A 23,943-nucleotide genomic window follows, 5' to 3' on the forward strand; every position below is an offset into this window, starting at 1 on the left:
CTCATGAATCGCAATCTCTGGCTGCTTGCCATCTGCCAGGGCTTGTTCCTGACCAACAACGTCACCTTCATCGCCATCAACGGATTGGTGGGCTTGAGCATTGCGCCGCGCGGCTGGATGGCCACGCTGCCGGTCATGGGCTACGTGGTGGGGGGAGCGCTCACCACCGGATTGGTGGCTCGCACGCAGCAGCGCTTCGGCCGGCGCGGCTCATTCCAGATCGGTTTGGCCGTCGCCCTGGGGGCGGCCCTGCTGTGCGCTTTCGCGGCAATCTCGAAGAATTTCTGGCTGCTGTGCTTCGCCACGGTGGTGGCCGGCTACTACAACGCCAATGCGGGCCTCTACCGCTTTGCAGCCGCCGAACTCGCGGCACCGGCGTGGCGAGAGAAGGCGGTGTCGCTGGTCATGGCCGGCGGGTTGATCGGCGCCGTGGCGGGGCCCAACCTCGCGGCCGCCACGCGCGAAATGTTCGCCGTGCCATTCGCTGGCGCCTACATCGCGCTGGCGGCGGTGGCGCTGCTGTCGATGGGGGTCATGCGCTTCATCGAGTTTCCCGCCGCGCTGACTCGCCAACAGGCGCTGGGCGGGCGGCCGCTGTCGGAGATCGTGCGGCAGCCGGTTTTCTTCGTGGCAGCCGCGGCGGGTGCACTGGGCTTTGGCGTGATGAACCTGCTGATGGCGGCCACGCCGATTGCCATGCAGATCTGCAGCCTGCCTTTCTCGGATGCAGCGCTGGTGCTCGAATGGCACGTGATCGGCATGTTCGCACCCGGCTTTTTTACCGGCCACCTGATTCGCCGCTTCGGCGCGCTGCCGGTGATGGGCGTGGGGCTGGTGCTCAACTTCTGCTGCATTGCCGTGGCGCTGTCGGGCGTGGAACTGCAGCACTTTCTCGTGGCGCTGTGCCTGCTGGGCGTGGGCTGGAATTTCCTGTTCACCGGCAGCACGACGCTTTCGCTCACGGCCTACACGGCGGAAGAGCGCGACCGGGCGCAGGGCGCCCTCAACTTCTGCGTGTTCGCGACGGTGGCACTGACCTCGTTCGCCTCGGGCGTGCTGGTCACGACACAGGGCTGGCAGCTGTTGAACTACGGCTCGCTGGTGCCGGTGGTGCTCACCGGCGCTGCGCTGCTGTGGCTTGCACGGACGCGCCGGCGCGAGGCCGCTGCGAACGCCTGACGCATCCCGTCAGCCCGGCGGAAAGCGCTTGTCGAGCCACCGCTGCAATGCGGCGAACACGGGCCCGGCATCGAGTTCGTTGAATATCTCGTGGTACAGCGCTTCGAAGCAATGCGCTTCGACCATGCCGCCGGGTGCGGCCGCCGCCGCGAAGGCACGGCTGGCGGCCGGCTTCACCAGATGGTCGTCGCCGGCATAGATCAACAGCGTGGGCACCGGCCAACGCGCCGCCGCTTGCTGCACGGTGCGCCCTTCGTACGCGAGAAAACGCGCCAGCCGGCCGCCGATGCGGTCGTGCGTGAGCGGATCGTCGCGATACGCCTGCACCACGGCGCGGTCGTGCGAAAGAAAGTTGTCGTCGAGCCCGTTGCCGACCCGCAGGTTCGGCGCGATGCGCGGCAGCACCGCGAGCAGCGCCTTCTGGAATGCGTTCAGGCCGGGATCGAGCCCCGGCGAAGACAGCACCAGCCCATCGACGGGCCGCACGCCGCGTGCCACGAGGCTGGCCGCAACGAGTCCGCCCAGGCTGTGGCCCAGCAACACCAGCGGCAAGCCGGGGTTCTCGCGGCGCGCATCGTCGATGACCAGCGCAAGGTCATCGACCAGCCGCAGCTCGCTTGGCAGGCCGCCACGTGCTCCCGACGACTCGCCGTGGCCGTGATGGTCGTGCGCCCACACGGCAAAGCGCCATTCATGCAGCTGCTCGGCGAGCTCGTGGTAGCGCCCGGCATGCTCACCGAGCCCGTGCACCAGCAGCACCACGGCGCGCGATGTACCGGCCGCCGGAAGACGGCGCAGCACCAGCGTCTCACCGTCCGGCGTGGACAGTGAAACGCGCTGCGGCAAAGGTGGCCGCGGCGCCGGTCCGTTCAAGCGTTCACCGGCTCCGCAGCAGCGGCGCGGTGCGCGGCCGGCAGCGCCGCGATCACCTCGGCCACGGCGGCCGTCAGTTTCTTCGCATAGGGCACATGCAGGAATTCGTTGGGACCGTGCGCATTGCTCTTCGGGCCGAGCACGCCGCAGACCATCATCTGCGCCTTGGGGAAGCCGGCGCTCAGCATGTTCATCAGCGGAATGGTGCCGCCCTGGCCGATGTAGCCGCAGGACGCGCCGAAATGCGCCTGCGAGGCCTTGTTGAGCGCGTCTTCGAACCAGGGCGTGATCGTCGGCGCGTTCCAGCCGGTGGCGCCGCCGCCGCTTTCGAAGGTGACACGCGCCTGGTAGGGCGCGTTGTCTTCGAGCAGCGCCTTGAGCTTCTGCACCGCCTCGGCCGCGTCGACCAGCGGCGGCAGGCGCAGCGACAGCTTGAACGCGGTGTAGGGGCGCAGCACGTTGCCCGCATCCTTCAGCGCCGGAAAGCCTTCGGCGCCGGTGACTGACAGCGTGGGCTTCCAGGTGCGGTTGAGCAGTGCCTCCACCGGATCGGTGGTGGTCGGCAGCGCGAACATGGTCGAGCCGCCGCAGTCGTAGTGCGCCCACGGAAAGCGCTTGTAGACCTCTTCGCCGAGGATCGCGGCGGTGGCCCTGGCCTGCGCCAGGCGATCGGCCGGCACTTCGCAATGGAAGCTCGCGGGCAGCAGGCGGCCGGTAGCGCTGTCTTCGAGCCGGTCGAGCACCTGCCGCATGATGCGGAAGCTCGAGGGCACGAGGCCGGAGGCGTCGCCGGAGTGGATGCCCTCTGTCAACACTTCGACCTTGAGCGTGCCGCTGGCCATGCCGCGCAGCGAGGTTGTGAGCCACAGCTGGTCGTAGTTTCCGGCGCCGGAGTCGAGGCAGATCACCAACTCCACATTGCCGAGGCGTGGACGCAGCGCATCGACATACGGCAGCAGGTCGTAGGAGCCGCTTTCCTCGCAGGTCTCGATCAGCCCGACGATGCGCGGATGCGCCGCGCCCTGGCTTTTCAATGCCTGCAGCGCGGCGATGCTGGCGTAGACCGCATAGCCGTCGTCGGCGCCGCCACGGCCGTAGAGCAGGCCGTTCTCATACTTGGGCGTCCAGGGGCCGAGGTCGTTGCGCCAGCCGGTGAATTCGGGTTGCTTGTCGAGGTGGCCGTACATCAGCACGGTCTCGCTCATGTCGGTGCCGGTGGCCGGCACTTCGAAGAACAGCACCGGCGTGCGGCCCTCGAGCCGCACGATTTCCAGCTTCAGGCCCTCGACCTTCTGGGCCTCGACCCAGGCGGCTGCGTTGCGCAGCACGGTTTCGAGGTAGCCGTTGGCCGACCAGTCCTTGTCGAAGCCGGGCGACTTGGCGGGAATGGCGATGTAGTCGGTGAGTTGCCTGACGATGTCGCCGTCCCATTGGGCGCTGACATCGGAGAGGGCGCGCTCGGCATCGAGCGTTCCGGCGGGCATTTCGCGGTGCAGGGGGGCGTTCATCGGTGGGTTCTCCGCGGGTGACGAAAAATCGCATTTTGCGCCTCGCGGCGACCCCGCGTAGAGTGCGGGCGATCTCAACCCGGAGTGCAATGTGAGCAAGGCAACATCGACTCGGACCCCAGTGAATATCAAGGTGGGCATCGGCGGCTGGACCTACGAGCCCTGGCGCGACAACTTCTATCCCAAGGGGCTCGCGCATGCGAAGGAGCTGCGCTACGCGAGCCGCAAGGTGAGCGCCATCGAGATCAACGGCACCTACTACAGCACCTTCAAGCCCGAGACCTTCCGCAAGTGGCACGACGAGGTGCCGGAAGACTTCATGTTCTCGATGAAGGCCTCGCGCTTCGCCACCAATCGCAAGGTGCTGGCCACCGCGGGAGACTCGATCGGGCGCTTCATCGACAGCGGCGTGAGCGAGCTCGGCGACAAGCTCGGGCCGATCGTCTGGCAGTTCATGCCCACGAAGCAGTTCGATGCCGAAGACTTCGAGGCTTTTCTACAGCTGTTGCCGAAGAAGGAAGGCAGCCGCGCATTGCGCCACGTGATGGACGTGCGGCACGAAAGCTTCATCACGCCCGCCTACCAGGCGCTCGCGAAAAAGCACAAGGTGTCGACCGTGTTCACCGACGCCGACAAGTTTCCGTCGTTCGAGGAGCCCGAAGGCGACTTCGCCTATGCGCGGCTCATGATGGCCGACGCCAAGCTCAAGGCCGGCTACGCGCCGAAAGCGCTCGACAGCTGGGCCGGACGCGCGCACCAATGGGCCGAATCGCCCAAGAAACGCGACGTGTTCGTCTACTTCATCAACGGCGCCAAAGAAAAAGCACCGGCCGCGGCCGGTGCCTTGCTGGAGCGCCTGGGTTGGAAGCCGCCCGAAGAGGCGGCCTAGGAGCGGAGGATCAGGCTGCGGCTTGCAGCGACTGCTTGGCGCCGAAGCTGATTTCGCCGGAAAGCTGGCCGCCTTCTTCGATCACGATCTTGCCGTAGCGGATCTTGCCGGTGACCTTGCCGGTCGAATGGATCACGAGCTTTTCGCGCACCGTGAGGCTGCCGTCGAAAATGCCGCGGATTTCCGCGATGTCGATTTCGGCCGAGCCCTTGAATTCGCCTTGTTCGGCGATCTGCATCAGGCGCGAATCCATGGTTGCTTCGACCAGGCCTTCGACCACGAGCGTGTCGCAGTCGGTGATTTCAACGCCCTTGAGCTTGATGTTCGGGCCGACGGTGAGTTTGCTGCCGCCTTCCTTGGCAACTGGCGCAGCCGCCGCGGACAAGCCACCTTGCTGCGCGGTCAGAGAAGAAGGATTGACGGGCGAACCCGAGAGATTGGTACCCGAGCCCACCAGCGGCGCGGGGCGGGAGGTCAACGAGTCGGTGTCACGATCACGCTTGCCGAAAAATGGGGACTGTGTAGCCAATGGGGAGCTCCTCAACAAAGGGGCTATCGTAAGAACCCCCTCGTGGCCTGCGGCACTTCATTACGCAATAAACGTAACCGAATAAATCCCGCAGAGCCGGACAATGACTCCTTCCGTGACCTCCCGGCCCGCAAGATGACCCGAACGAACACCGCTCCCGCTGCCCGGACCCTGGCTATCTCCTCGACCATCGATGCGCGCTTCGACAAGCCGGCAAGCGGCTGGCGGCGCCGGCTGTTCACGGTGATCTTCGAGGCCGACACGCGCGCCGGGCTGCTCTTCGACCTTGCGTTGATCGCCATCATCGTGACCAGCGTGCTGGTGGTCATTCTCGACAGCGTGCAGGCGATTCGCGATCAATGGCGGCCGCTGTTCAATGCGTTCGAATGGGGGTTCACCATTCTCTTCACGCTCGAATACATCGCGCGGCTCGCCTGCGTGAACAAGCCGATGCGCTATGCGCTGAGCTTCTATGGCGTGATCGACCTGCTCGCGCTGTTGCCGACCTACCTGGTGGCGTTTGCGCCCGAACTCGCCTACCTCATCGACGTGCGCGTTCTGCGGCTGCTGCGCGTGTTCCGCATCTTCAAGCTGTCGCGCTACTCGGTGGAATACCGCGCGCTGGTCTCGGCCGTGGCCGCGAGCCGCCGGAAGATCACGGTGTTCGTGGGCTTCGTGATGCTCGTGGTGCTGGTGATGGGCACGCTGATGTACGTGGTGGAAGGGCCGGTGCATGGTTTCACCAGCATTCCGGTGGCGATCTACTGGGCCATCTCGACCATGGCCACGGTGGGCTTCGGCGACCTCGTGCCCAAGACCGATCTCGGCCGCGCCATTGCCTCCGTGATGATGCTGCTGGGCTGGGGCGTGCTGGCGGTGCCGACGGGCATCGTCACCGCCGAAATGGCGCGGCGCGGTCCGGGCGACGATGAGGCGCCTGTGGCGTTCGCGCCGCGGGGCGTGCTGGCGATGACGGCGCCCTCGGCGCCAGCGGTTCCCGCGCGGCGGCTTACGCCTGCTGCCAGACGGCGCGCCCTTGCGCAGCATCGTCGAGGCGGGCGATGAAGGCGTTCGCGTCGGGCTCAGGCAGCGTGAACGTGAAGTCCACCGCATCGCCGTGCCGCACCTCCACCAGCGCGGCGCCGTCCGCCGCGGCAATCTCGCGCCGCACGAGTCCTTCCAGCGCATAGGGCACCGTGCATTGCAGCTGCCGCTGGCGCACCAGCGGCACCAGCGTCGCTTCGAGGCAGGCCTGCGCGACGGCATCGGTGTAGGCCCGCACGAGACCGCCCGCGCCCAGCTTGATGCCGCCGAAGTACCGGACCACGGTGGCGAGCACGCCTTCGAGCTGCTGATGCCGCAGCACCTCGAGCATCGGCCGGCCGGCGGTGCCGCCCGGCTCGCCGTCGTCGTTGGCCGCCGATTGACCGCCCGCCATCAATGCCCAGCAGACATGCGCGGCGGCGGGGTGCTCGTCGCGAAGCGAGGCCACCACGGCGAGCGCCGCAGCGCGGTCGGCCACGGGCTGCACGCAACCGATGAAGCGGCTTTTCTTGACCAGCAGCTCGCTGTGCGCCGGTTGCGAGAGCGTGAAGCCCATGGGCCCGCCGCCTGTCTTCTTCTTTTCGGGCGTGAAAGCGCTCAGCGCTCCCGCTCGAACTTGAACACGGCCGTGCCCGCCCGCGCGTTGGGCAGCCAGCGCACGCTGCGGCCTTCCTGCACGCCGAAGGCATCGAGCACGCGCAGGCTGTTCTTTTGCGCCAGCACTTCGAAATCCTTGAAGGTGCCGACCCGGATGTTGGGCGTGTCGTACCACTGGTAGGGCAGGCGGCGGGTCACCGGCATGCGGCCGCGCGCGATGCTGATGCGGTTCGGCCAATGAGCGAAGTTGGGAAACGCCACGATGCCGATGCGGCCTACGCGCGCGGTTTCGCGCAGCATGACCTCGGCATTGCGCAGGTGCTGCAGCGTGTCGATCTGCAGCACCACGTCGAACGTGGCGTCGTCGAACACCGCCAGGCCTTCGTCGAGGTTCAGCTGGATCACGTCGACGCCGCGGCGAATGCACTGCAGCACGTTGCCGTCGGCAATTTCCACGCCGTAGCCGGTGCAGCCGCGCTCGCGCTGCAGCAGGTCGAGCAGGGCGCCGTCGCCGCAGCCGAGGTCGAGCACGCGCGCGCCTTCGGGCACGAGATTGGCGATGAGGCGCTGGGTTTCGATGTCGCTCATTGGGTGACGCTCCCTTCGGCACGGATCTCGTGCGCCACGCGCTCGAAATAGGACCGCACCACGCCCATGTAGCGCACGTCGTCGAGCAGGAAGGCATCGTGGCCGTGCGGCGCGTCGATTTCGGCGTAGCTCACGTTGCGCCGGTTGTCGAGCAACGCCTTCACCAGTTCGCGGCTGCGCGCGGGCGAAAAGCGCCAGTCGGTCTTGAAGCTCACGAGCAGGAACTTGGCGGTGGCCCTCGCAAGCGCCACGCTGAGGTTGCCGCCGTGGGAGCGTGCCGGGTCGAAGTAGTCGAGCGCGCGCGTGATCAGGAGGTAGGTATTGGCGTCGAAGTACTCGCTGAACTTGTCGCCCTGGTAGCGCAGGTAGCTTTCGATCTGGAACTCGATTTCCTGCGTGGAGTAGCGGTAGTCCAGCGCCGCCGCCTCGCCTTCGACCGCGCTGCGCAGGATGCGTCCGAACTTCTCGTTCATGACGTCGTCGCTCAGGTAGGTGATGTGGCCGATCATTCGCGCAATGCGCAGGCCCCGCTTCGGAATGACGCCGTGCTCGTAGAAGTGGCCGCCATGGAAGTCGGGGTCGGTGACGATCGCGCGCCGCGCCACTTCGTTGAAGGCAATGTTCTCGGCCGTGAGGTTGGGCGCGCTGGCCACCACCACGGCGTGGCGCACGCGCTCGGGGTACTGCAGCGTCCACGAAAGCGCCTGCATGCCGCCCAGGCTGCCGCCCATCACGGCCGCGAGCGTGCGGATGCCGAGCGCGTCGAGCAGCGCGGCCTGGGCATCGACCCAGTCTTCGACCGTGACCACCGGAAAATCGGCGCCGTAGACGCGGCCCGTCGCGGGATTGACGTGCATCGGCCCGGTCGAGCCGAAGCAGGAGCCGAGGTTGTTCACGCCGATCACGAAGAAGCGGTTGGTGTCGACCGGCTTGCCCGGGCCCACCATGTTGTCCCACCAGCCTTCGGACTTGGCCTGGCCTTCGTAGACGCCGGCGACATGGTGCGAGGCATTGAGCGCATGGCACACCAGCACCGCATTGCTGCGCTCGGCATTCAGGGTGCCGTAGGTTTCGTAGGCGAGCGTGTAGTCGCCGAGCGAGGCGCCGCTGCGCAAGGCCAGCGGGCCCGCGAACTGCATCGACTGCGAAGAGACGACCAAAGAAGGTGACGACATCAATAAAAAACCCGGCCTCGCCAAAAACGAGCCGGGTTGTTCGCCAACTGACTGTCTTTAGCTGAATTTATAAAGCGCCCGCAAGCTGAAGCAAATCGGCGCAAGAAGCAGTATATCGCCCTGCCGGATTACCAGCCGACGATCATCACGATGCCGAGCACGAGGAAGATCGCCGCCGAAATGCCGTGCACGAGCGTGATCGGCACCCGCTTCACGATCTTGTCGCCCAGCCAGACGACCGGCGCATTGGCCAGCATCATGCCGAGCGTGGTGCCTGCGACCACCCAGACGTAGGCGTCGGTAAAGCGGGCGGCGAGCATGACGGTGGCGATCTGGGTCTTGTCGCCCATTTCGGCCAGGAAGAACGCAATGAGCGTGGTGCCGAAGACACCGTAGTGCGAGGCTGCGGGAGCGTCGTCTTCGTCGAGCTTGTCGGGAATCAGCATCCAGGCGGCCATGGCGATGAACGAGCCGCCCAGGATCCAGCGCAGCACGTCGGGGCCGAGCCAGTGCGTGATCCAGTTGCCGACGGCACCGGCCAGGGCATGGTTGACGACCGTGGCGACGAAGATCCCGAGCACGATCGGCCAGGGTTTTCTGAAACGGGCGGCCAGCAGGAGGGCCAGCAACTGGGTCTTGTCGCCCATTTCGGCGAGCCCGACCACGCCGGTTGCAACGAGAAAAGCTTCCATGAGAGCAGGGGTTCCTTGGGCCGAAGGACGCAATTGACCGTGCAACACCTTCGGCCATATTCCCGAAGTTGCACGGTCAAAGGTCTCGCCAGGTGAATCACTGCACGCGCCATGTCCGGTGTGGGGCAGGACAAGTCTGTTGACGCGGGCCCTTCTCGTGGTGGAAGGCGGCTACTCCCCAATGACGGGGAGGATTCTACCTGCGGCATCCCGGCCCTCCCGCCCCGGCCCTTGTAAGCGGGCGCTAGCTTTTCTTAATTTTTGGAGGCCCCACAGGAAGCAGCAAATTCCTGCTTGCATTTCGTGTATTTCACCCATAATGCACGAGCCTCCCTCTTCATTTTGCCGGGGCGGCAGTTCGGTGATCGGTCAGTTTCGCGCGACTCGACAGCTCTTTGGTTGAGTGATGCTTTCGGGACTCCATCGCTTTTCTTGCTATGTGTTTATAGGAGTCCCTTGATGGGCAACAAACTGTATGTCGGCAACCTGCCTTACTCGGTGCGCGACGGTGATCTCGAACAGGCTTTCGGACAATTCGGCTCGGTGACCAGTGCAAAGGTCATGATGGAACGCGACACGGGCCGCTCGAAGGGCTTCGGCTTCGTCGAGATGGGCAGCGACGCGGAAGCGCAGGCAGCAATCAACGGCATGAACGGCCAGCCCCTGGGCGGCCGCAGCGTCGTCGTCAATGAAGCACGTCCGATGGAAGCACGTCCCCCGCGCAGCGGTGGTGGCGGCTACGGCGGCGGTGGTGGGGGTTATGGCGGTGGTGGTGGCGGAGGCTACGGCGGCGGTGGTGGTGGCTACGGTGGTGGCGGCGGCGATCGCAGCGGCGGCGGTGGCCGTTCGGGCGGTGGCGGCGGCTACGGCGGTGGTGGTGGCCGCAGTGGCGGCGGCGGTGGTGGCGGCGATGGCGGTTTCCGCAGCCCCTACGGCGCTGGCCCTCGTGGCGGCGGTGGTGGTCGTTCCGGCGGTGGTGGCGGCTACGGCGGCGGGAACAGCGGCTACTGAGCCCTGCATTCCAGGCACACAGGCAAAAGGCTCCCTCGGGAGCCTTTTTCATTGCTGGTGCTTGCGAAAAAGCCGCACGGATGGCGGCACCGACCGCTGAGATTCAGCTTTCGCCGCTGCGTTTCTTGCGGGCGCGGCCCTGCACGGCACGGTCGAGCACGGCGTTCGGCAGCATGCGCATCAGCTTGGCGACCACGCCCATCTGCCAGGGAATCACGCGGTAGCTGGTGCCGGCCTCGATGGCGCGCAGCGCCTGGTCCGCAAAATCTTCAGCCTTCATGAGAAAGGGCATGCCGTAGCGGTTGCCCTGGGTCAGCGGCGTGTCGATGTAGCCGGGGCAGAGGGTGACGACCTCGACGCCGCTTTTGTGCAGCTCACCGCGCAAGCTCTCGCAGTACGCGACCACGCCCGCCTTGCTGGCGCAATAAGCACCATGCCCCGGCAAGCCGCGAATGGCGGCGACGCTCGCAATGCCGACCAACCGGCCGCTGCCGCGCTGCCTCATCGCTGCCACGAAAGGGTGGAAGGTGGCCATCAGGCCCACGTTGTTGGTGGCGAAGGTTTGCGCCATCACGTCGATGTCTTCACGCTCCGCCGTGTCGATGCCGACGCTGATGCCGGCGTTGGCGATCACCACGTCGGGCAGGCCCTGGCGCTCGATGCAGGCGGCGCCGGCGGCCACGATGCTGTCTGTCTGCGCGACGTCTGCGCTATAGATCTGGTAGCGGGCCGGGTCCAGTTTGCGGGTATTTGCCCAGGTTTCGGTCTCCGCCGTGCGCCGCGCGACCAGCGCCAGCCGATAGCCCGCGTCGTAGAAACTCGCGGCCAGGGCCTGGCCGATGCCGCTGGATGCACCGGTGATGAAGACAAGCGGAGATGTGCTCATGGGCGCGGCGGCGTCTGAATCATGTCTTCTTCAGCGCGGTTTGCCGCCTGGGGCAGCCGCCGACGGAATGAGGACGCCGCGCACCCGCCCGGTCAGGTTGGCGACCCCGCTCAGGTTGTCGTAGTCGAGGTGGTCGGCGGTGAACTGGTCGGTGCCGCGAATGAGGGTGACGGGCTTGTTGGACGTCACGCGCTCGGTGTCGAGAAAGGCATGGAGGAAGTCGCCGCGAAACTCGAGACGCGGCGTGGCCTTGCCGTCGGGGCCGACGACAGGATCGCGAATGACGATGGCATTGCCGAAGAGCTGGATCTCGCTGCCGTCGGAATTCGACAAGCCGCGGTTGGCCGTGGCGTGGGTCGTGTAGCCCTGCGGCGAGACGGAGCGCACGCGCACCTGGTCGACTTCGGTGGTGTCGGTGTCGGGGTAGTGCCGGCCTTCCTTGCCATGGAGTTCACTGCGCAAGTCGCCATTGGGCAGGTAGTTCTTGATCACGAAGCCGCGCATGAAGTAGTCGGGCTCGTGGGTGGGCGCAGCCTTGGCGGTGGGCTCGAGCAGCTTGGGCGCGTTGCGCACCAGCCAGTAGGTACCGAGCGCGACGGCCGCCGTCAGGATGATAGGCAGGTAGATCGTGGCGCGATCGAGGGCGTTGCGCAGCAGGTTCCAGGCACGGTTCATTGCGTCGGGCCTCGTGCCGCATCGAGCAGGCGCCTGTACTGGCCGCAGGCCGTCAGCAGCAGGTCGCAGAACTCGCGCGCCGCACCCTCGCCGCCGCGCGCGCGGGTGACGTAGTGGACCGCATCGCGCACTTCGGCGTGGGCATTGGCGGGCGCTGCCGCAAAGCCGACGCGCGCCAGCACCGGCAGGTCGGGCCAGTCGTCGCCGATGGCCGCCGCCTGAGGCCAACCGAAGCCCAGTTGTTGGAGCATGGCTTCGGCCGCGGGCAGCTTGTCTTCGGTGCCGTAGCGCACATGCTGGATGCCGAGCGCTTCGAGCCGCACGCGCAGCGGCTTGGAATCGCGCCCGGTAATCACCGCCGGCGTAATGCCCGCCAGGCGCAGCAGCTTCAGGCCGTAACCGTCGAGGATGCTGAAGCGCTTGAGGGTTTCGCCGTGCTCGGTGAAGTAAACCCCGCCGTCGGTCAGCACGCCATCGATGTCGAAGAAGGCGACGCGCACATCCTGCGCGGCGAGCAAGGTTTCGGCCTGAAAGTCGAGCGGCATCAGATGACCTTCGCGCGCATCAGGTCGTTGATGCTGAGCGCGCCGATCAAAAGCCCCGCGGGATCGACGATGAGCACGCTGGTGATGCGGTGTTCTTCCATCAGCTCGGCCGCTTCGACCGCCAGCGCCTCGGCGCGCAGTGTGCGCGGGCCGGGATGCATCACATCGGCGGCGGTCAGGCCGCGCAGGTCGCCGCCGGTCTCGACCTGCCGGCGCAAGTCGCCGTCGGTGAAGATGCCGACGGCGCGGCCATCGGCGTCGACCACGGCGGTGGCGCCCAGGCCCTTGGAACTCATCTCGCGCATCAATTCGCTGAGTGTTGCGTTGGGCGCCACGCGCGGCACATCGTCGCCCGAGCGCATCACATCGCTCACATGGGTGAGCAGCTTGCGGCCCAACGCGCCGCCGGGGTGCGAGCGCGCGAAGTCTTCGGAGCCGAAGCCGCGCGCGTCGAGCAGCGCGACCGCCAGCGCGTCGCCCATCGCCATCTGGGCGGTGGTGCTTGCGGTGGGGGCAAGGTTGAGCGGGCAGGCCTCCTTGGCAACGCCGGCGTCGATCACGATGTCGGCATGGCGCGCCAGGGTGGAATCGAGGCGGCCGGTCATCGCGATCAGGGGTACGCCCTGGCGCTTGACCACCGGCAGGATCACGGTGAGCTCGTCGACCTCGCCGCTGTTCGAAATGGCCAGCACCAGGTCGACCGACTTGATCATGCCGAGATCGCCGTGGCTGGCCTCGGCCGGGTGGACGAACATGGCCGGCGTGCCGGTGGAGGCCAGGGTGGCGGCAATCTTGCGGCCGACGTGGCCGCTCTTGCCCATGCCCATGACGACCACGCGGCCGCGTACCTCGAGGATCTTGCGCACAGCGTCGGCGAAGCTCGGGCCCACGCGCGACTTGAGGCCGAGTACGGCATCGGACTCGATGTCGAAGGTGGCGCGGGCCCGCGCGAGTATCGCGTCGGCGTTGACCACGGGGGGCAGGGGAGCTGAACTCATCGCCGGATTTTACGGGCCGACCGGCATCTCCCGTCATCGGGCGAAAGCGGCGCGCGCGAGGCATGGACATTGCTCTAGCATCCAGCCATGTCTTCGTTCGATCTCACGCTGTTGTATTTGCTTGCCGCGGTCATCGGCGTCGTGGTCTGCCGTTCGCTGAAGCTGCCGCCGATGCTCGGCTATCTGTCGGCCGGCGTGCTGATCGGCCCTCATGCGCTGGCATTGGCGCAGAACTCCGAAGGCATTCGCCACCTCGGCGAGTTCGGCGTGGTGTTCCTGATGTTCGTCATCGGGCTGGAGTTCAGCCTGCCCAAGCTGCGCGCCATGCGCAAGCACGTGTTCGGACTCGGCCTGTTGCAGGTGTTGCTGACGATGACCCTCGCCACCGCCGGCGCACTCTTGATCGCCTCCCAGCTGCCGCCGGCCTGGCGGCTCGGCTGGCAAACGGCGCTGGCGCTGTCGGGCGCGCTCACGATGAGCAGCACCGCCATCGTGGTCAAGCTGATGGCCGAACGGCTCGAGCTCGAAAGCGAGCACGGCAAGCGCGTGATGGGCGTGCTGCTGTTCCAGGACTTGGCGGTGGTGCCGCTGCTGGTGCTGATTCCCGCACTGGGCGCCCCGCCCGAAGCCCTGGCCAAGGCACTCGGCTTCGCGACGGTAAAGGCCGTCCTGCTGATCGGGGTCCTGCTTTATGGCGGCCCGCGCATCATGCGCTGGTGGCTCACGCTCGTGGCGCGGCGGCGCAGCGAGGAGCTCTTCATCCTGAACGTGCTGCTGGTCACGCTCGGCCTGGCCTGGCTCACCGAGCTGGCCGGCCTGAGCCTGGCGCTGGGCGCCTTCATCGCCGGCATGCTGGTTTCGGAGACCGAATACAAGCACCAGGTCGAAACCGACATCCGCCCGTTCCACGACGTGCTGCTGGGGCTGTTCTTCATCACGGTGGGCATGTCGCTCGACTGGCACATCGTGGTGGAACGCTGGGCGCTGGTGGGTGTGCTGCTGCTGGTCCCGCTGGCCTTCAAGCTCGTCCTGGTGACGGTGCTGGCGCGGGTGCTGGGTGCCACCTCGGGCGTGTCGCTGCGCACCGGCCTCTATCTGGCGCAGGCGGGCGAATTCGGCTTCGTGCTGCTGACGCTCGCGCAGGAGCGCAGCCTGCTGCCGCCGTGGCTGGCCAACCCGGTGCTGGCCTCGATGGTGCTGTCGATGCTCGCCACGCCGTTCATCGTGATGTACACCAACGCCATCGTGCGCAAGCTGGTGGCGAGCGACTGGCTCCAGCAATCGCTGCAGATGACGTCCATCGCGCGCAAGACCATCAACACCGCGAAGCACGTGATCATCTGCGGCTACGGGCGCTGCGGCCAGAACCTGGCGCGCATCCTGGAACGCGAAGGCATTCCCTACATGGCGCTGGACCTCGACCCCGACCGCGTGCGCCAGGCCGCCGCCGCCGGCGATTCGGTGGTGTTCGGCGATGCGGCGCGGCTGCAGGCGCTGATGGCGGCGGGCCTGGCCCGCGCCAGCGCCGTGGTCGTCACCTATCTCGACGTGCCCGGCGCCATGAAGGTGCTGGCCAACACCCGCGCCCACGCGCCGCAGGTGCCGGTGATCGTGCGCACGCAGGACGACCACGACCTCGAGAAACTGCAGGCGGCCGGTGCGACCGAAGTGGTGCCCGAGGCCATCGAGGGTTCGCTGATGCTCGCGAGCCATGCGCTCGCGCTGGTTGGCGTGCCGATGCGGCGCGTGATCCGCGTGGTGCAAGACCAGCGCGATGCGCGCTACAACCTGCTGCGCGGCTACTTCCACGGTGCCGACGACGACAACGCCGACGAGCTCGATCACGAGCGGCTCAACACCTTCACCCTCACGCCCGGCGCCCGCGCTGTCGGCCAGACCATGGCGCGAATGGCGCTGGAAACACTGGGTGTGCGCGTAGCCGGGCTGCGCCGCCACGACGGCCAGCCCCAGGTACCCACCGACGAAACGGTCCTGATGGACGGCGACACGCTGGTGCTGTCTGGCAAGCCCACCGCCCTGGCCGTTGCCATAGAGCGCCTGCAAAAGGGGTAGCGCAAGCTCCGCCGGCCGGCGTGCGCGTCAGCCTGGAGGCGAGTTAGTTGACCAGCGTGGGATTGCGCTTTTCTTCTTCGATTCGCTGCTGCCGGCGCACCGCCTCGCATTGCGCGTGCGGCTTGAATTCGGGCTTGAGGCACTGCGCAGCCATGCACTGCGCCTTCGCGATGAAATTGCGGTCGCCGCAGATGGACATCGGATCGGCCGGCCCCGCCGCAACGGGCTGCGGCGCGGGCGCGGCGGCCATTGCCGGTGCGGCCTCGGGCGCGCCGGGCTGCGACGGCGGCGCTGGCGCCGGCTTGCGGGGCTTGGCCGCGGCAGCCGGCGGCTTCGAGGTTGCCGCGGCCGGCATGGGCGAGGCTGTCGCGGCGATTTCCGCGTCTGCTGCAGCCGCCGGCTCGGTGGGCGGCGAGGCGAGCGGCGCGGCCTCGGAGGCCGGCGATGCAGGGACAGGCGCCACGGCGGGCGCGGCAACAGGCGCAGCGGGCGACGCTGCTTCGGCTTGTTCGGTCGGCGTGCCCTTTCCGTAGCCGTACCAGCCGGCGACGATCATGAGCAGCCCCGCGGCCAGCAACGCCAGCCAAAGCAGGATGCCGCGCATACGCGGCGGCTTGTTGCGCACCTCCGCGCCGGCAGGGCGCGGTGTCCGAGGCCTCGAGGCCTTCTTGGCCCGGGGCTCGCGCGGCGGCGAGGGCGGCCGCTTGGAGCGACCCGCCCCGACGATGACGGTCTTCTCATCGGCCAGCGAGCCGGCATGCGCGTAGGCGGCTTGAGAAGCGATCGGCAAGCTGCCGTCGAAAAGCCCGCCGGGAATCGTGGGTGCGCGCAATTGCGCGGGCGCCGTAGCGGCCCATTCGCGCTGCGACCGGCTGTCGGGGGCGGGGGGCGGCGCCATCGGCGCAGGCGCTGCGGGCGCCAGCTTGCCGCCGCAACTCCTGCAGAAATTTGCGCCTTCGCGGTTCTCCGCGTTGCACACCGGACAGATCAAGGCCATGACGACTGACTTCTAGGAAAACGATTTCAAAAACTGGCTGCGAAGAGCCGTCCGGGCCCGAATTGCGGAGCTGATCCGATGGACGTTCAGGTCACTGCGACGCGCTTGGTCCGGTGCGCCATGCGCTTGGCGATCACCGCCCCGAGCCCCATGGCGATTTCGAGGGCCAGGTTGGGCTGCCGATTCGACATTTCCGCAAAACGGATCGCCGTGAGGCGCCACACGCGGCCCGCGCCGGTGACCACCACGTTGGCCGAATGCGGCTCACGCGAGAAGAAAGAGCCTTCGCCCACCACCGCCCCCGGCATGAGCACGGCCAGCTTCATCTGCTCCTTGCTGCTCACGCGATGCACGCTGATGGCGCCGCCCTCGAGGAAATACACCGAGCGGTCGTGCGTACCTTGTTCGATGAGAACGTCGCCAACGCTGGTATCGATGGGCTGCAGGTAGCCCGCCAGCGTTTCCCACTGCTGTACGTTGAGCGTCAACGCGAAGGCGTCGTTGCTGTTGTTGTCCGCGATGGCGCGGCTCAGGTTCTGGATGGACATGCTTTTCTCAACCCCCGCATCTGTGCCGAAGTATCCGCGAAGGCCGCGGGTTTCGGCTACAACTCTTTACGTTTTTCGTTGCAGCTGTCGCTATTTGCCGATGCAGAAGCGCGAAAAGATGACACCCAACAGGTCGTCCGCGCCGAATTCGCCGGTGATTTCGTTGAGAGCGTTCTGCGCGAGGCGCAACTCCTCGGCCAGCAGATCGAGCAACTGGGCTTGCGCCGCCAAGTGGCTTGCAGCCAACTCCAGGTGGGTTTGGACGCGGCCCAGCGCCTGCACATGGCGCGCCCGTGCCAGGTAAACGCCTTCGGGCACCGACTGCCAGCCCGCCATGGCCAGCAGTTGTTCGCGCAGCGCTTCGATCCCGAGGCCGGTCTTGGCGGAAAGGGCGATGCCCTGGGCCGAGGCGGGTATGCCGGCTACCGGCGCGGCGTCCTGCTTGTTCCAGACATCGAGCACCGGCACGCTCGCGGGCAGCTTCTGCCGCAGGCTGCGCAAGATCTCCGCGTCGGCGGCGGCATAGTCGGGCAGGCCGGCACGTGTCAGGTCGTGCAGGAACAGCACGGCATCGGCGCTCTCGATCTGGCCCCAGGCGCGCGCAACGCCGATCTGCTCGACCTCGTCGCTGCTGTCGCGCAGGCCCGCGGTGTCGGCCACATGCAGCGGCACGCCGTGGATCTGGATGGTCTGCGAGACCACATCGCGCGTCGTGCCCGCCACCGCACTCACGATGGCCAGTTCGGCGCCGGCCAGCGCATTGAGCAGCGAACTTTTGCCTGCATTGGGCTGGCCCGCAATCACAACCTTGATGCCTTCGCGCAGCAGCGCCCCTTGCTTCGCGCGCTGCTGCACCGCTGCCAGTTGCGCCTGCAATCTCACCAGCTGCCCGGTCGCATCGGCTTTTTGAAGAAAGTCGATTTCCTCTTCCGGAAAGTCGAGCGTCGCCTCGACCAGCATGCGCAGGTGAATCAGCGCGTCGCGCAACGTATGGATCTCGCGCGAGAAGGCGCCCGAGAGCGATCGGCCTGCACTGCGCGCGGCCGCCTCGGTGCTGGCGTCGATCAGGTCGGCAATGGCTTCGGCCTGGGCCAGGTCGATCTTGCCGTTGAGAAAGGCGCGCTGGCTGAACTCGCCCGGCTCGGCCACGCGCAGGCCGGGCAGCCGCGGCCGGCCGGTGACCGGATCGGGCTCGGCGGCGGCCTCGAGGCAACGCGCCAGCAGCAGCTGCAGCACAACCGTGCCGCCGTGGGCCTGCAGCTCGAGCACGTCTTCGCCGGTAAACGAATGCGGCGAGGGAAAGTGAATCGCCAGGCCGTGGTCGACCGGCTCGCCGGCCGCATCGCGGAAGGGAAGGTAGGTGGCTTCGCGCGGTTTCAGCGACCGGCCGCAGAGCGCGTCGATCAGCGGCGCGAGCCGCGCACCCGAGACACGCACGATGCCCACAGCCCCACGCCCCGAGGCGGTGGCAATGGCGACGATGGGATCGGTGGTGCGGGCGAAGGTCATGGAAGCGCGATTCTTTCAGCAAAAAGGAAAAGGGCCGCGGATGCGGCCCTTTGCTGGTGTTTGCGGTGAGGCGGAAGCCCCTGCGGCTTACTTGCCCAGCACGCCCAGCCGCTTGTTGATGAACCACTGCTGCGCAATCGACAGCACGTTGTTCGTGATCCAGTACAGCACCAGGCCGGCCGGGAAGAAGATGAACATCACGCTGAATGCGAGCGGCATGATCCACATCAGCTTGGCCTGCATCGGATCGGGCGGCGTCGGGTTCAGCCAGGTCTGGAACAGCGAGGTGAGCGTCATCACGATCGGCAGGATGTACCAGGGGTCGGGTGCCGAGAGGTCGGTGATCCAGCCGATCCACGGCGCATGGCGCATTTCGACCGACGACAGCAGCACCCAGTAGAGCGCGATGAACACGGGAATCTGAATCACGATCGGGAAGCAGCCGCCCATCGGGTTGACCTTCTCGGTCTTGTAGATGCGCATCATCTCCTGCTGCATTTCTTGCGGCTTGTCCTTCAGCCGCTCGCGCATTTCCATGATCTTGGGGTTGATGGCCTTCATCTTGGCCATGCTGGCGTACGCCTTGGCGTTGAGCCAGTAGAAGGCCGCCTTCAGCAGCACCACCAGCGCCACGATGGCCCAGCCCCAGTTGCCCAGAATGCCGTGCAGTTGGTTCAGCAGCCAGTACAGCGGCTTGGAGATGATCGCGAAGATGCCGTAGTCCTTGACCAGGTCCAGGCCCGGTGCAATGGCTTCGAGCTTCTTTTCTTCTTCGGGGCCGGCGAACAGCGCACTGTTGACCACCTGGGTCTGGCCCGGGGCGATCTTCGGCAGCGTGGCCACCATCGCGACGGTGAAGAGGTTGCTGCCCAGGTCTTTCACGCGGAATTCGCGCTTGAGCTGTTCGCTCGCCGGGTCGCCCTTGAGCAGCCAGGCCGACACGAAGTAATGCTGCACCATCGCAATCCATCCGTCGTTGGCAGCCGGTGGCGGCTCGACCTTGCCCTTGGCAATGTCCGAGAAGTCGAGCTTGTGGAACTTCTTTTCGTTGGTGTATGCCGCGGGACCGGTGAAGGTGTTGGTGCCGAACATCGTGCCCGCCGCCACCGTGCCGTGGCGCAGCAGCTGCATGTAGAGCTGCGCGTCGCGCGGCTGGTCGCTCACGTTGACGACTTCGTGGCGCACACCGATGGTGTAGTCGCCGCGCTTGAAGACATAGGTCTTGACGTACTTGAGGCCGCCCGAGGGCGCGCTTTCGAAGCTCACTTCGAGCGTGTTCTGGCCTTCGGCCATTTCGCGCGGACCGGCCTTCGGCGTCATCTGCGTCAGGTGGTTGGGAAAGGCTTCGCCGGTCTGGCTCAGCAGGCCGGTTTGCGCCAGGTAGCGCGTGGCGGGAGAGTCGTTCTCGAACAGAACCACGTGCTTCGTGCGGTCCGCCTCTTCGTACTTCAGCAGTTCGAGGTAGTTGACCGTGGCGCCTTCGCTGTCGATCACCGCCTTGAAGAGGTCAGTGGTGACGCTGACCTGCTCACGCGGGGCGACCGGCGCGGCTTGCGTGGGCACGGCTGCTGCACTGCCACCGGCGGTGGACGCGGTCGGTACGCCGTTGCCGGCGGCCGGCGTGCTGCCCGCCGGCGCGGTGGCCACGGCAGCCGGCTTGCTCGACGGCAGGAAGGTGGGCTTGTTGCCGTTGAAGACCTGCCATTGGTCCCACAGCAACACCAGCGAGAAACCAAAAATCACCCACAGGATCGTGCGGCGTATATCGTTCATGACGAAGACTTCTTGTCGGAGGAAAGGAGAGACGAAAACAGCGAGCCTGACTTGTCAGTGCGACACTGTGATGCCGGTGGAACCGGATCGTGCCCGCCCTGGCACCAGGGTTGGCAGCGCACGATGCGGTGCAGGGTGAGATAGCTGCCCTTGAGAGCGCCGTGAACTTCCAGCGCCTCGATCGAATAAAGCGAGCAGGTCGGCTCGAAGCGGCACGACTGGCCAAGCCATGGGCTCAGCAACAGGCGATAGCCCTTCACGAGGCCGATCAGCAGGCGTTTCATGACGAGGATGCGGAGGAGCGCGCGGCCCGCGCCAGCAGTTGCTGGAGCTCGGCACGAACGGCGCCCTTGAGCTTGTCCGAGCTGGCGCTCACGAATTCCTTGCGGTCAAAAGCCGCGCGCAGCCGCACCACGTGCGCCGCACGGGGCAGGCCGGCGTCGGGCGCGGCGCTCACGGTGTAGATCTGGCGCTTGATGGCGTTACGCGTGACCGCGCGGCGCGCCCAGCGCTTGGGCACCATGGCGCCCAGCCAGACATCGTCGGACGCGAACAAGGGCTGCGCGCTCGATGTTGAATCGAGTGCGCAACGATGCAATGCGAAATGAGCAGTGCGCGCCACGGTGGCACCTGCGAGGACGGCCTGGAATTGCGCGCGGGTCTTGAGCCGCTGCATCGGAGCCGGGCCGGACACGCCAGAAGCACTGGCTGAAGAAGCTGGCGCTGGCGGGTCGGCTGCTGGCAACGGCAGAGGGGCTGCCGTCAGACGGCCAGGCGCTTGCGGCCCTTGGCGCGGCGTGCGTTGATGACGGCACGGCCGCCACGGGTCTTCATGCGGACCAGAAAGCCGTGGGTACGGGCGCGGCGGACTTTGGATGCTTGGTAAGTGCGTTTCATGATGAGATTTCCTGCTGATTCCCCCGATATCCACGATGCCCCATGAAGCCCGGAAGGGCGATATGGGACACGCGGGCGCTGGGAGCGTTTTTCGGATGACCCCCGAAAGACGCAATGAGGTTTTCAGGGAAACCCGCAATTATCGCAAACATTCGGCCCAACACCAAACATCGAGTAAGTTTGCGGGCCTTTGCATGGTGGCCCGGGGGATGTGGATAAGGTTTTGACAAGTTAGAATGCGGACCGCCTTGCAGCAGAGAATATCCACAATACATATACCAAAAAAATGGACGAGGGACACACCACTTTTTCAAGCACCCATGTCGACTGACGGCATCGGTGAGAGCCTCTGGCAGGCCTGTGTCGACCAGCTCGCGCAGGAGCTGTCCGAGCAGCAATTCAACACCTGGATCAAACCCCTGACGGCGCAGGTCACCGACGACCTTTCGCGCATGACGGTGTTCGTTGCCAACCGCTTCAAGCTCGACTGGATCCGGGCCCAGTATGCCGGCAAGATCGCCGCCATGGCCGAGAAGATGTACGGCCAGCCGGTGGCGGTAGAGTTAGCGCTCGCTCCTCGCGAAGCACCCGTGCGCTCTACACCGGTTGCCGTCATGGCAGAAACCGATGTGCCGCGCGACGTGGCCGGGCCGGGCGAAGAGCCGGCGGCGGCGGGCTTCAAGAATCGCCTGAATTCGGGGCTGACCTTCGACACCCTGGTGGAGGGTACGGCCAACCGCATGGCGCGCGCCGCGGCCATGCACGTGGCCGGCATGCCGGGCCACCTGTACAACCCGCTGTTCATCTACGGCGGCGTCGGCCTGGGCAAGACCCACCTGATGCACGCTGTGGGTAACCGGCTGCTCGCCGACCGGCCCGATTCCAAAGTTCTCTACATCCATGCCGAGCAGTTCGTCTCGGATGTGGTCAAGGCCTATCAGCGCAAGACCTTCGACGAGTTCAAGGAGCGCTATCACTCGCTCGATCTGCTCCTGATCGACGACGTGCAGTTCTTCGCCAACAAGGACCGGACGCAGGAAGAATTCTTCAACGCGTTCGAAGCCCTGCTGGCCAAGAAGTCGCACATCGTGATGACCAGCGACACCTATCCGAAGGGCCTGGCCGACATTCACGAGCGGCTGGTGTCGCGCTTCGATTCGGGCCTCACGGTCGCCATCGAGCCGCCCGAGCTCGAAATGCGCGTGGCCATCCTGATCAACAAGGCGCGCGCCGAATCGGCCGAAATGCCCGAGGAAGTCGCGTTCTTCGTCGCCAAGAACGTGCGATCCAACGTGCGCGAGCTCGAAGGCGCGCTGCGCAAGATCCTGGCGTACTCGCGCTTCAACCAGAAAGAAATCTCGATCGCCCTGGCGCGCGAGGCGTTGCGCGACTTGCTGTCGATCCAGAATCGGCAGATCTCGGTCGAAAATATCCAGAAGACGGTGGCCGACTACTACAAGATCAAGGTCGCCGACATGTACAGCAAGAAACGCCCGGCCAGCATTGCGCGGCCACGGCAGATCGCGATGTACCTGGCCAAGGAACTCACCCAGAAAAGCCTGCCGGAAATCGGCGAGCTGTTCGGCGGGCGCGACCACACGACGGTGCTGCACGCGGTGCGCAAGATTTCGGGCGAGCGCCAGCAGCTCACCGAACTCAACCAGCAGCTCCACGTGCTCGAACAAACGCTCAAGGGCTGACCCCGGATGTCATCAAGAAAGCCACCCGCAACAGCGGAGAATGGCGTCTTACAAGCGGATTCAAAGAGATAAGAGAAGAGGAAGAAGACATGATCGTTTTGAAGGCAACCCAAGACAAAGTCCTCGCCGCGCTGCAGTCGGTGGCAGGCATCGTGGAACGGCGCCATACCTTGCCCATCCTGGCCAATGTGCTGATCCGCAAGACCGGCGGCCAGCTGCAGCTGACCACCAGCGACCTCGAGATCCAGATCCGCACCACGGCCGAGCTCGGCGGCGATGAAGGCAACTTCACCACCACCATCGGCGCGCGCAAGCTGATCGACATCCTGCGCACCATGCCGGCCGACCAGACCGTGAGCCTCGAATCGAGCGCGAGCAAGCTGGTGCTCAAGGGCGGCAAGAGCCGTTTCACGCTGCAGTCGCTGCCGGCCGAAGACTTTCCGCTGGTGCAGGAAGCCGCCAATTTCGGCCCCGTGTTCAGCGTGCCGCAAAAGACGCTGAAGGACCTGCTCTCGCAGGTTTCGTTCGCCATGGCCGTGCACGACATCCGCTACTACCTCAACGGCATCCTGTTCGTGGCCGAAGGCAAGCAGCTGAGCCTGGTGGCCACCGACGGCCACCGCCTGGCGTTTTCGTCGGCCACGCTCGACGTCGAAGTGCCGCGCCAGGAAGTCATTCTTCCGCGCAAGACCGTGCTCGAAATGCAGCGCCTGCTGTCTGATGCCGAAGGCGCCATCGAGATGCAGTTCGCGAACAACCAGGCCAAGTTCAGCTTCGGCGGCATGGAGTTCGTCACCAAGCTGGTCGAGGGCAAGTTCCCCGACTACAACCGCGTGATTCCCAAGAACCACAAGAACAGCGTCACGCTCGGCCGCGCCCCGCTTTTGGCCAGCCTGCAGCGCACCGCCATCCTGACGAGCGAGAAGTTCAAGGGCGTGCGCCTGAACATCGAGCCCGGCACCCTGCGCATTGCATCGAACAACGCCGAGCAGGAAGAAGCGCAGGACGAACTCGACATCGACTACGGCGGCGACGCCATCGAAATCGGCTTCAACGTGACCTACCTGATCGACGCACTGGCCAACATGGGCCAGGACATGGTCAAGCTGGACCTGGCCGACTCCAACAGCTCGGCCCTTTTAACCATCCCCGAGAACGCATCCTTCAAATATGTCGTGATGCCGATGCGAATCTAGAAGACAGAAAACACAGCGCCTTGCGCAGACAGCCCGCGGCCTTCCGCGGGTTTGCGCTTTC

Annotated in this window: 25 protein-coding genes and 1 riboswitch; of the genes, 7 read left to right on the forward strand and 18 right to left on the reverse strand. The window is 66.0% G+C overall.

The window, feature by feature from the left end; genetic code table 11:
* Nucleotides 1–3 precede the first annotated feature (3 nt).
* The gene (locus ABIC94_RS01895; RefSeq protein WP_354370902.1) at nucleotides 4–1,179 is read left to right on the forward strand and encodes an MFS transporter; all 1,176 of its coding nucleotides are present in this window, start codon (nucleotides 4–6) and stop codon (nucleotides 1,177–1,179) included.
* 9 nt (nucleotides 1,180–1,188) lie between these two features.
* Here ABIC94_RS01895 and ABIC94_RS01900 read toward each other — a convergent pair whose 3' ends face one another.
* Nucleotides 1,189–2,052, reverse strand: a complete 864-nt coding sequence (locus tag ABIC94_RS01900; protein ID WP_354370903.1) for an alpha/beta hydrolase — start codon at nucleotides 2,050–2,052, stop codon at nucleotides 1,189–1,191.
* Nucleotides 2,049–3,560 (reverse strand): M20 family metallopeptidase, encoded by a 1,512-nt coding sequence (locus ABIC94_RS01905; RefSeq protein WP_354370905.1) that lies wholly within the window; start codon nucleotides 3,558–3,560, stop codon nucleotides 2,049–2,051. The genes ABIC94_RS01900 and ABIC94_RS01905 overlap by 4 nt, the downstream gene beginning before the upstream one ends.
* A 91-nt stretch (nucleotides 3,561–3,651) precedes the next feature.
* Between ABIC94_RS01905 and ABIC94_RS01910 the strand changes: the two genes are divergently transcribed.
* The gene (locus ABIC94_RS01910; RefSeq protein WP_354370906.1) at nucleotides 3,652–4,449 is read left to right on the forward strand and encodes a DUF72 domain-containing protein; all 798 of its coding nucleotides are present in this window, start codon (nucleotides 3,652–3,654) and stop codon (nucleotides 4,447–4,449) included.
* Between the two features lie 10 nt (nucleotides 4,450–4,459).
* Here the strand turns inward: ABIC94_RS01910 and ABIC94_RS01915 are convergent, their stop codons facing one another.
* Nucleotides 4,460–4,978 (reverse strand): bactofilin family protein, encoded by a 519-nt coding sequence (locus tag ABIC94_RS01915; RefSeq protein ID WP_354370907.1) that lies wholly within the window; start codon nucleotides 4,976–4,978, stop codon nucleotides 4,460–4,462.
* A 135-nt stretch (nucleotides 4,979–5,113) separates the two neighbouring features.
* Here ABIC94_RS01915 and ABIC94_RS01920 point away from each other — a divergent pair, with 135 nt between their 5' ends.
* Nucleotides 5,114–6,043 carry an ion transporter gene (locus ABIC94_RS01920; protein ID WP_354370909.1) on the forward strand — a complete coding sequence of 310 codons (930 nt, stop codon included), beginning with the start codon at nucleotides 5,114–5,116 and terminating at the stop codon, nucleotides 6,041–6,043.
* On the opposite strand, the gene ABIC94_RS01925 is transcribed toward ABIC94_RS01920, so the two are convergent.
* The 4 genes from ABIC94_RS01925 to ABIC94_RS01940 all read right to left on the reverse strand — a co-directional run bounded on the left by ABIC94_RS01925 (nucleotide 5,988) and on the right by ABIC94_RS01940 (nucleotide 9,074).
* Entirely contained in the window at nucleotides 5,988–6,578 is a 591-nt protein-coding gene (locus tag ABIC94_RS01925) for an IMPACT family protein (RefSeq protein ID WP_354370910.1), read from the reverse strand. The genes ABIC94_RS01920 and ABIC94_RS01925 overlap by 56 nt on opposite strands.
* Before the next feature lie 41 nt (nucleotides 6,579–6,619).
* A complete protein-coding gene (gene metW / locus ABIC94_RS01930) occupies nucleotides 6,620–7,207 on the reverse strand; it encodes a methionine biosynthesis protein MetW (RefSeq protein WP_281148909.1) in 588 nt (195 codons plus the stop codon).
* On the reverse strand, nucleotides 7,204–8,382 hold the full coding sequence (metX, locus tag ABIC94_RS01935) for a homoserine O-succinyltransferase MetX (RefSeq protein WP_354370912.1): 1,179 nt from the start codon (nucleotides 8,380–8,382) through the stop codon (nucleotides 7,204–7,206). Before metX ends, metW begins: the two co-directional genes overlap by 4 nt.
* 128 nt (nucleotides 8,383–8,510) lie before the next feature.
* A complete protein-coding gene (locus ABIC94_RS01940; protein WP_354370914.1) occupies nucleotides 8,511–9,074 on the reverse strand; it encodes a TMEM165/GDT1 family protein in 564 nt (187 codons plus the stop codon).
* 9 nt (nucleotides 9,075–9,083) lie between these two features.
* A riboswitch (yybP-ykoY riboswitch) is annotated at nucleotides 9,084–9,266 on the reverse strand.
* 267 nt (nucleotides 9,267–9,533) lie between these two features.
* On the opposite strand from ABIC94_RS01940, the gene ABIC94_RS01945 reads away from it, so the two are divergent.
* Nucleotides 9,534–10,085, forward strand: a complete 552-nt coding sequence (locus ABIC94_RS01945; protein WP_354370915.1) for an RNA recognition motif domain-containing protein — start codon at nucleotides 9,534–9,536, stop codon at nucleotides 10,083–10,085.
* Nucleotides 10,086–10,188: 103 nt separating this feature from the next.
* On the opposite strand, the gene ABIC94_RS01950 is transcribed toward ABIC94_RS01945, so the two are convergent.
* The 4 genes from ABIC94_RS01950 to ABIC94_RS01965 are packed head-to-tail and all read right to left on the reverse strand — an operon-like array spanning nucleotide 10,189 to nucleotide 13,189.
* Nucleotides 10,189–10,971, reverse strand: a complete 783-nt coding sequence (locus tag ABIC94_RS01950; RefSeq protein WP_354370917.1) for an SDR family oxidoreductase — start codon at nucleotides 10,969–10,971, stop codon at nucleotides 10,189–10,191.
* Between the two features lie 30 nt (nucleotides 10,972–11,001).
* Nucleotides 11,002–11,646, reverse strand: a complete 645-nt coding sequence (gene lptC / locus ABIC94_RS01955) for an LPS export ABC transporter periplasmic protein LptC (RefSeq protein WP_354370918.1) — start codon at nucleotides 11,644–11,646, stop codon at nucleotides 11,002–11,004.
* Nucleotides 11,643–12,191: a KdsC family phosphatase gene (locus ABIC94_RS01960; RefSeq protein WP_354370919.1), complete on the reverse strand. Its 549-nt coding sequence runs from the start codon at nucleotides 12,189–12,191 to the stop codon at nucleotides 11,643–11,645. Before ABIC94_RS01960 ends, lptC begins: the two co-directional genes overlap by 4 nt.
* Complete coding sequence (locus ABIC94_RS01965; protein WP_354370920.1) at nucleotides 12,191–13,189, reverse strand: KpsF/GutQ family sugar-phosphate isomerase; 999 nt, start codon at nucleotides 13,187–13,189, stop codon at nucleotides 12,191–12,193. The genes ABIC94_RS01960 and ABIC94_RS01965 overlap by 1 nt, the downstream gene beginning before the upstream one ends.
* Before the next feature lie 87 nt (nucleotides 13,190–13,276).
* Between ABIC94_RS01965 and ABIC94_RS01970 the strand changes: the two genes are divergently transcribed.
* A complete protein-coding gene (locus ABIC94_RS01970) occupies nucleotides 13,277–15,262 on the forward strand; it encodes a monovalent cation:proton antiporter-2 (CPA2) family protein (RefSeq protein WP_354370921.1) in 1,986 nt (661 codons plus the stop codon).
* Between the two features lie 43 nt (nucleotides 15,263–15,305).
* On the opposite strand, the gene ABIC94_RS01975 is transcribed toward ABIC94_RS01970, so the two are convergent.
* The 7 genes from ABIC94_RS01975 to rpmH form a co-directional block, all read right to left on the reverse strand.
* Nucleotides 15,306–16,259 (reverse strand): zinc ribbon domain-containing protein, encoded by a 954-nt coding sequence (locus ABIC94_RS01975; RefSeq protein ID WP_354370922.1) that lies wholly within the window; start codon nucleotides 16,257–16,259, stop codon nucleotides 15,306–15,308.
* Nucleotides 16,260–16,345: 86 nt separating this feature from the next.
* Nucleotides 16,346–16,807, reverse strand: coding sequence for a Crp/Fnr family transcriptional regulator (locus ABIC94_RS01980; protein WP_354370923.1), 462 nt, complete (start codon nucleotides 16,805–16,807; stop codon nucleotides 16,346–16,348).
* Between the two features lie 90 nt (nucleotides 16,808–16,897).
* Complete coding sequence (mnmE, locus tag ABIC94_RS01985; protein ID WP_354370925.1) at nucleotides 16,898–18,316, reverse strand: tRNA uridine-5-carboxymethylaminomethyl(34) synthesis GTPase MnmE; 1,419 nt, start codon at nucleotides 18,314–18,316, stop codon at nucleotides 16,898–16,900.
* A gap of 87 nt (nucleotides 18,317–18,403) precedes the next feature.
* On the reverse strand, nucleotides 18,404–20,089 hold the full coding sequence (gene yidC, locus ABIC94_RS01990; protein WP_354370927.1) for a membrane protein insertase YidC: 1,686 nt from the start codon (nucleotides 20,087–20,089) through the stop codon (nucleotides 18,404–18,406).
* Entirely contained in the window at nucleotides 20,086–20,373 is a 288-nt protein-coding gene (gene yidD, locus ABIC94_RS01995) for a membrane protein insertion efficiency factor YidD (RefSeq protein WP_126749322.1), read from the reverse strand. The genes yidC and yidD overlap by 4 nt, the downstream gene beginning before the upstream one ends.
* Nucleotides 20,370–20,765 (reverse strand): ribonuclease P protein component, encoded by a 396-nt coding sequence (locus ABIC94_RS02000; protein WP_354371414.1) that lies wholly within the window; start codon nucleotides 20,763–20,765, stop codon nucleotides 20,370–20,372. The genes yidD and ABIC94_RS02000 overlap by 4 nt, the downstream gene beginning before the upstream one ends.
* An 86-nt stretch (nucleotides 20,766–20,851) precedes the next feature.
* Nucleotides 20,852–20,986 (reverse strand): 50S ribosomal protein L34, encoded by a 135-nt coding sequence (rpmH, locus tag ABIC94_RS02005; RefSeq protein ID WP_007834827.1) that lies wholly within the window; start codon nucleotides 20,984–20,986, stop codon nucleotides 20,852–20,854.
* A gap of 320 nt (nucleotides 20,987–21,306) precedes the next feature.
* On the opposite strand from rpmH, the gene dnaA reads away from it, so the two are divergent.
* Nucleotides 21,307–22,686 (forward strand): chromosomal replication initiator protein DnaA, encoded by a 1,380-nt coding sequence (gene dnaA, locus ABIC94_RS02010; RefSeq protein WP_354370929.1) that lies wholly within the window; start codon nucleotides 21,307–21,309, stop codon nucleotides 22,684–22,686.
* 89 nt (nucleotides 22,687–22,775) lie between these two features.
* The gene (gene dnaN, locus ABIC94_RS02015; protein WP_157611122.1) at nucleotides 22,776–23,882 is read left to right on the forward strand and encodes a DNA polymerase III subunit beta; all 1,107 of its coding nucleotides are present in this window, start codon (nucleotides 22,776–22,778) and stop codon (nucleotides 23,880–23,882) included.
* Nucleotides 23,883–23,943 lie beyond the last annotated feature (61 nt).

Source organism: Variovorax paradoxus (assembly GCF_040544635.1).
Lineage (GTDB): Bacteria > Pseudomonadota > Gammaproteobacteria > Burkholderiales > Burkholderiaceae_C > Variovorax > Variovorax paradoxus_R.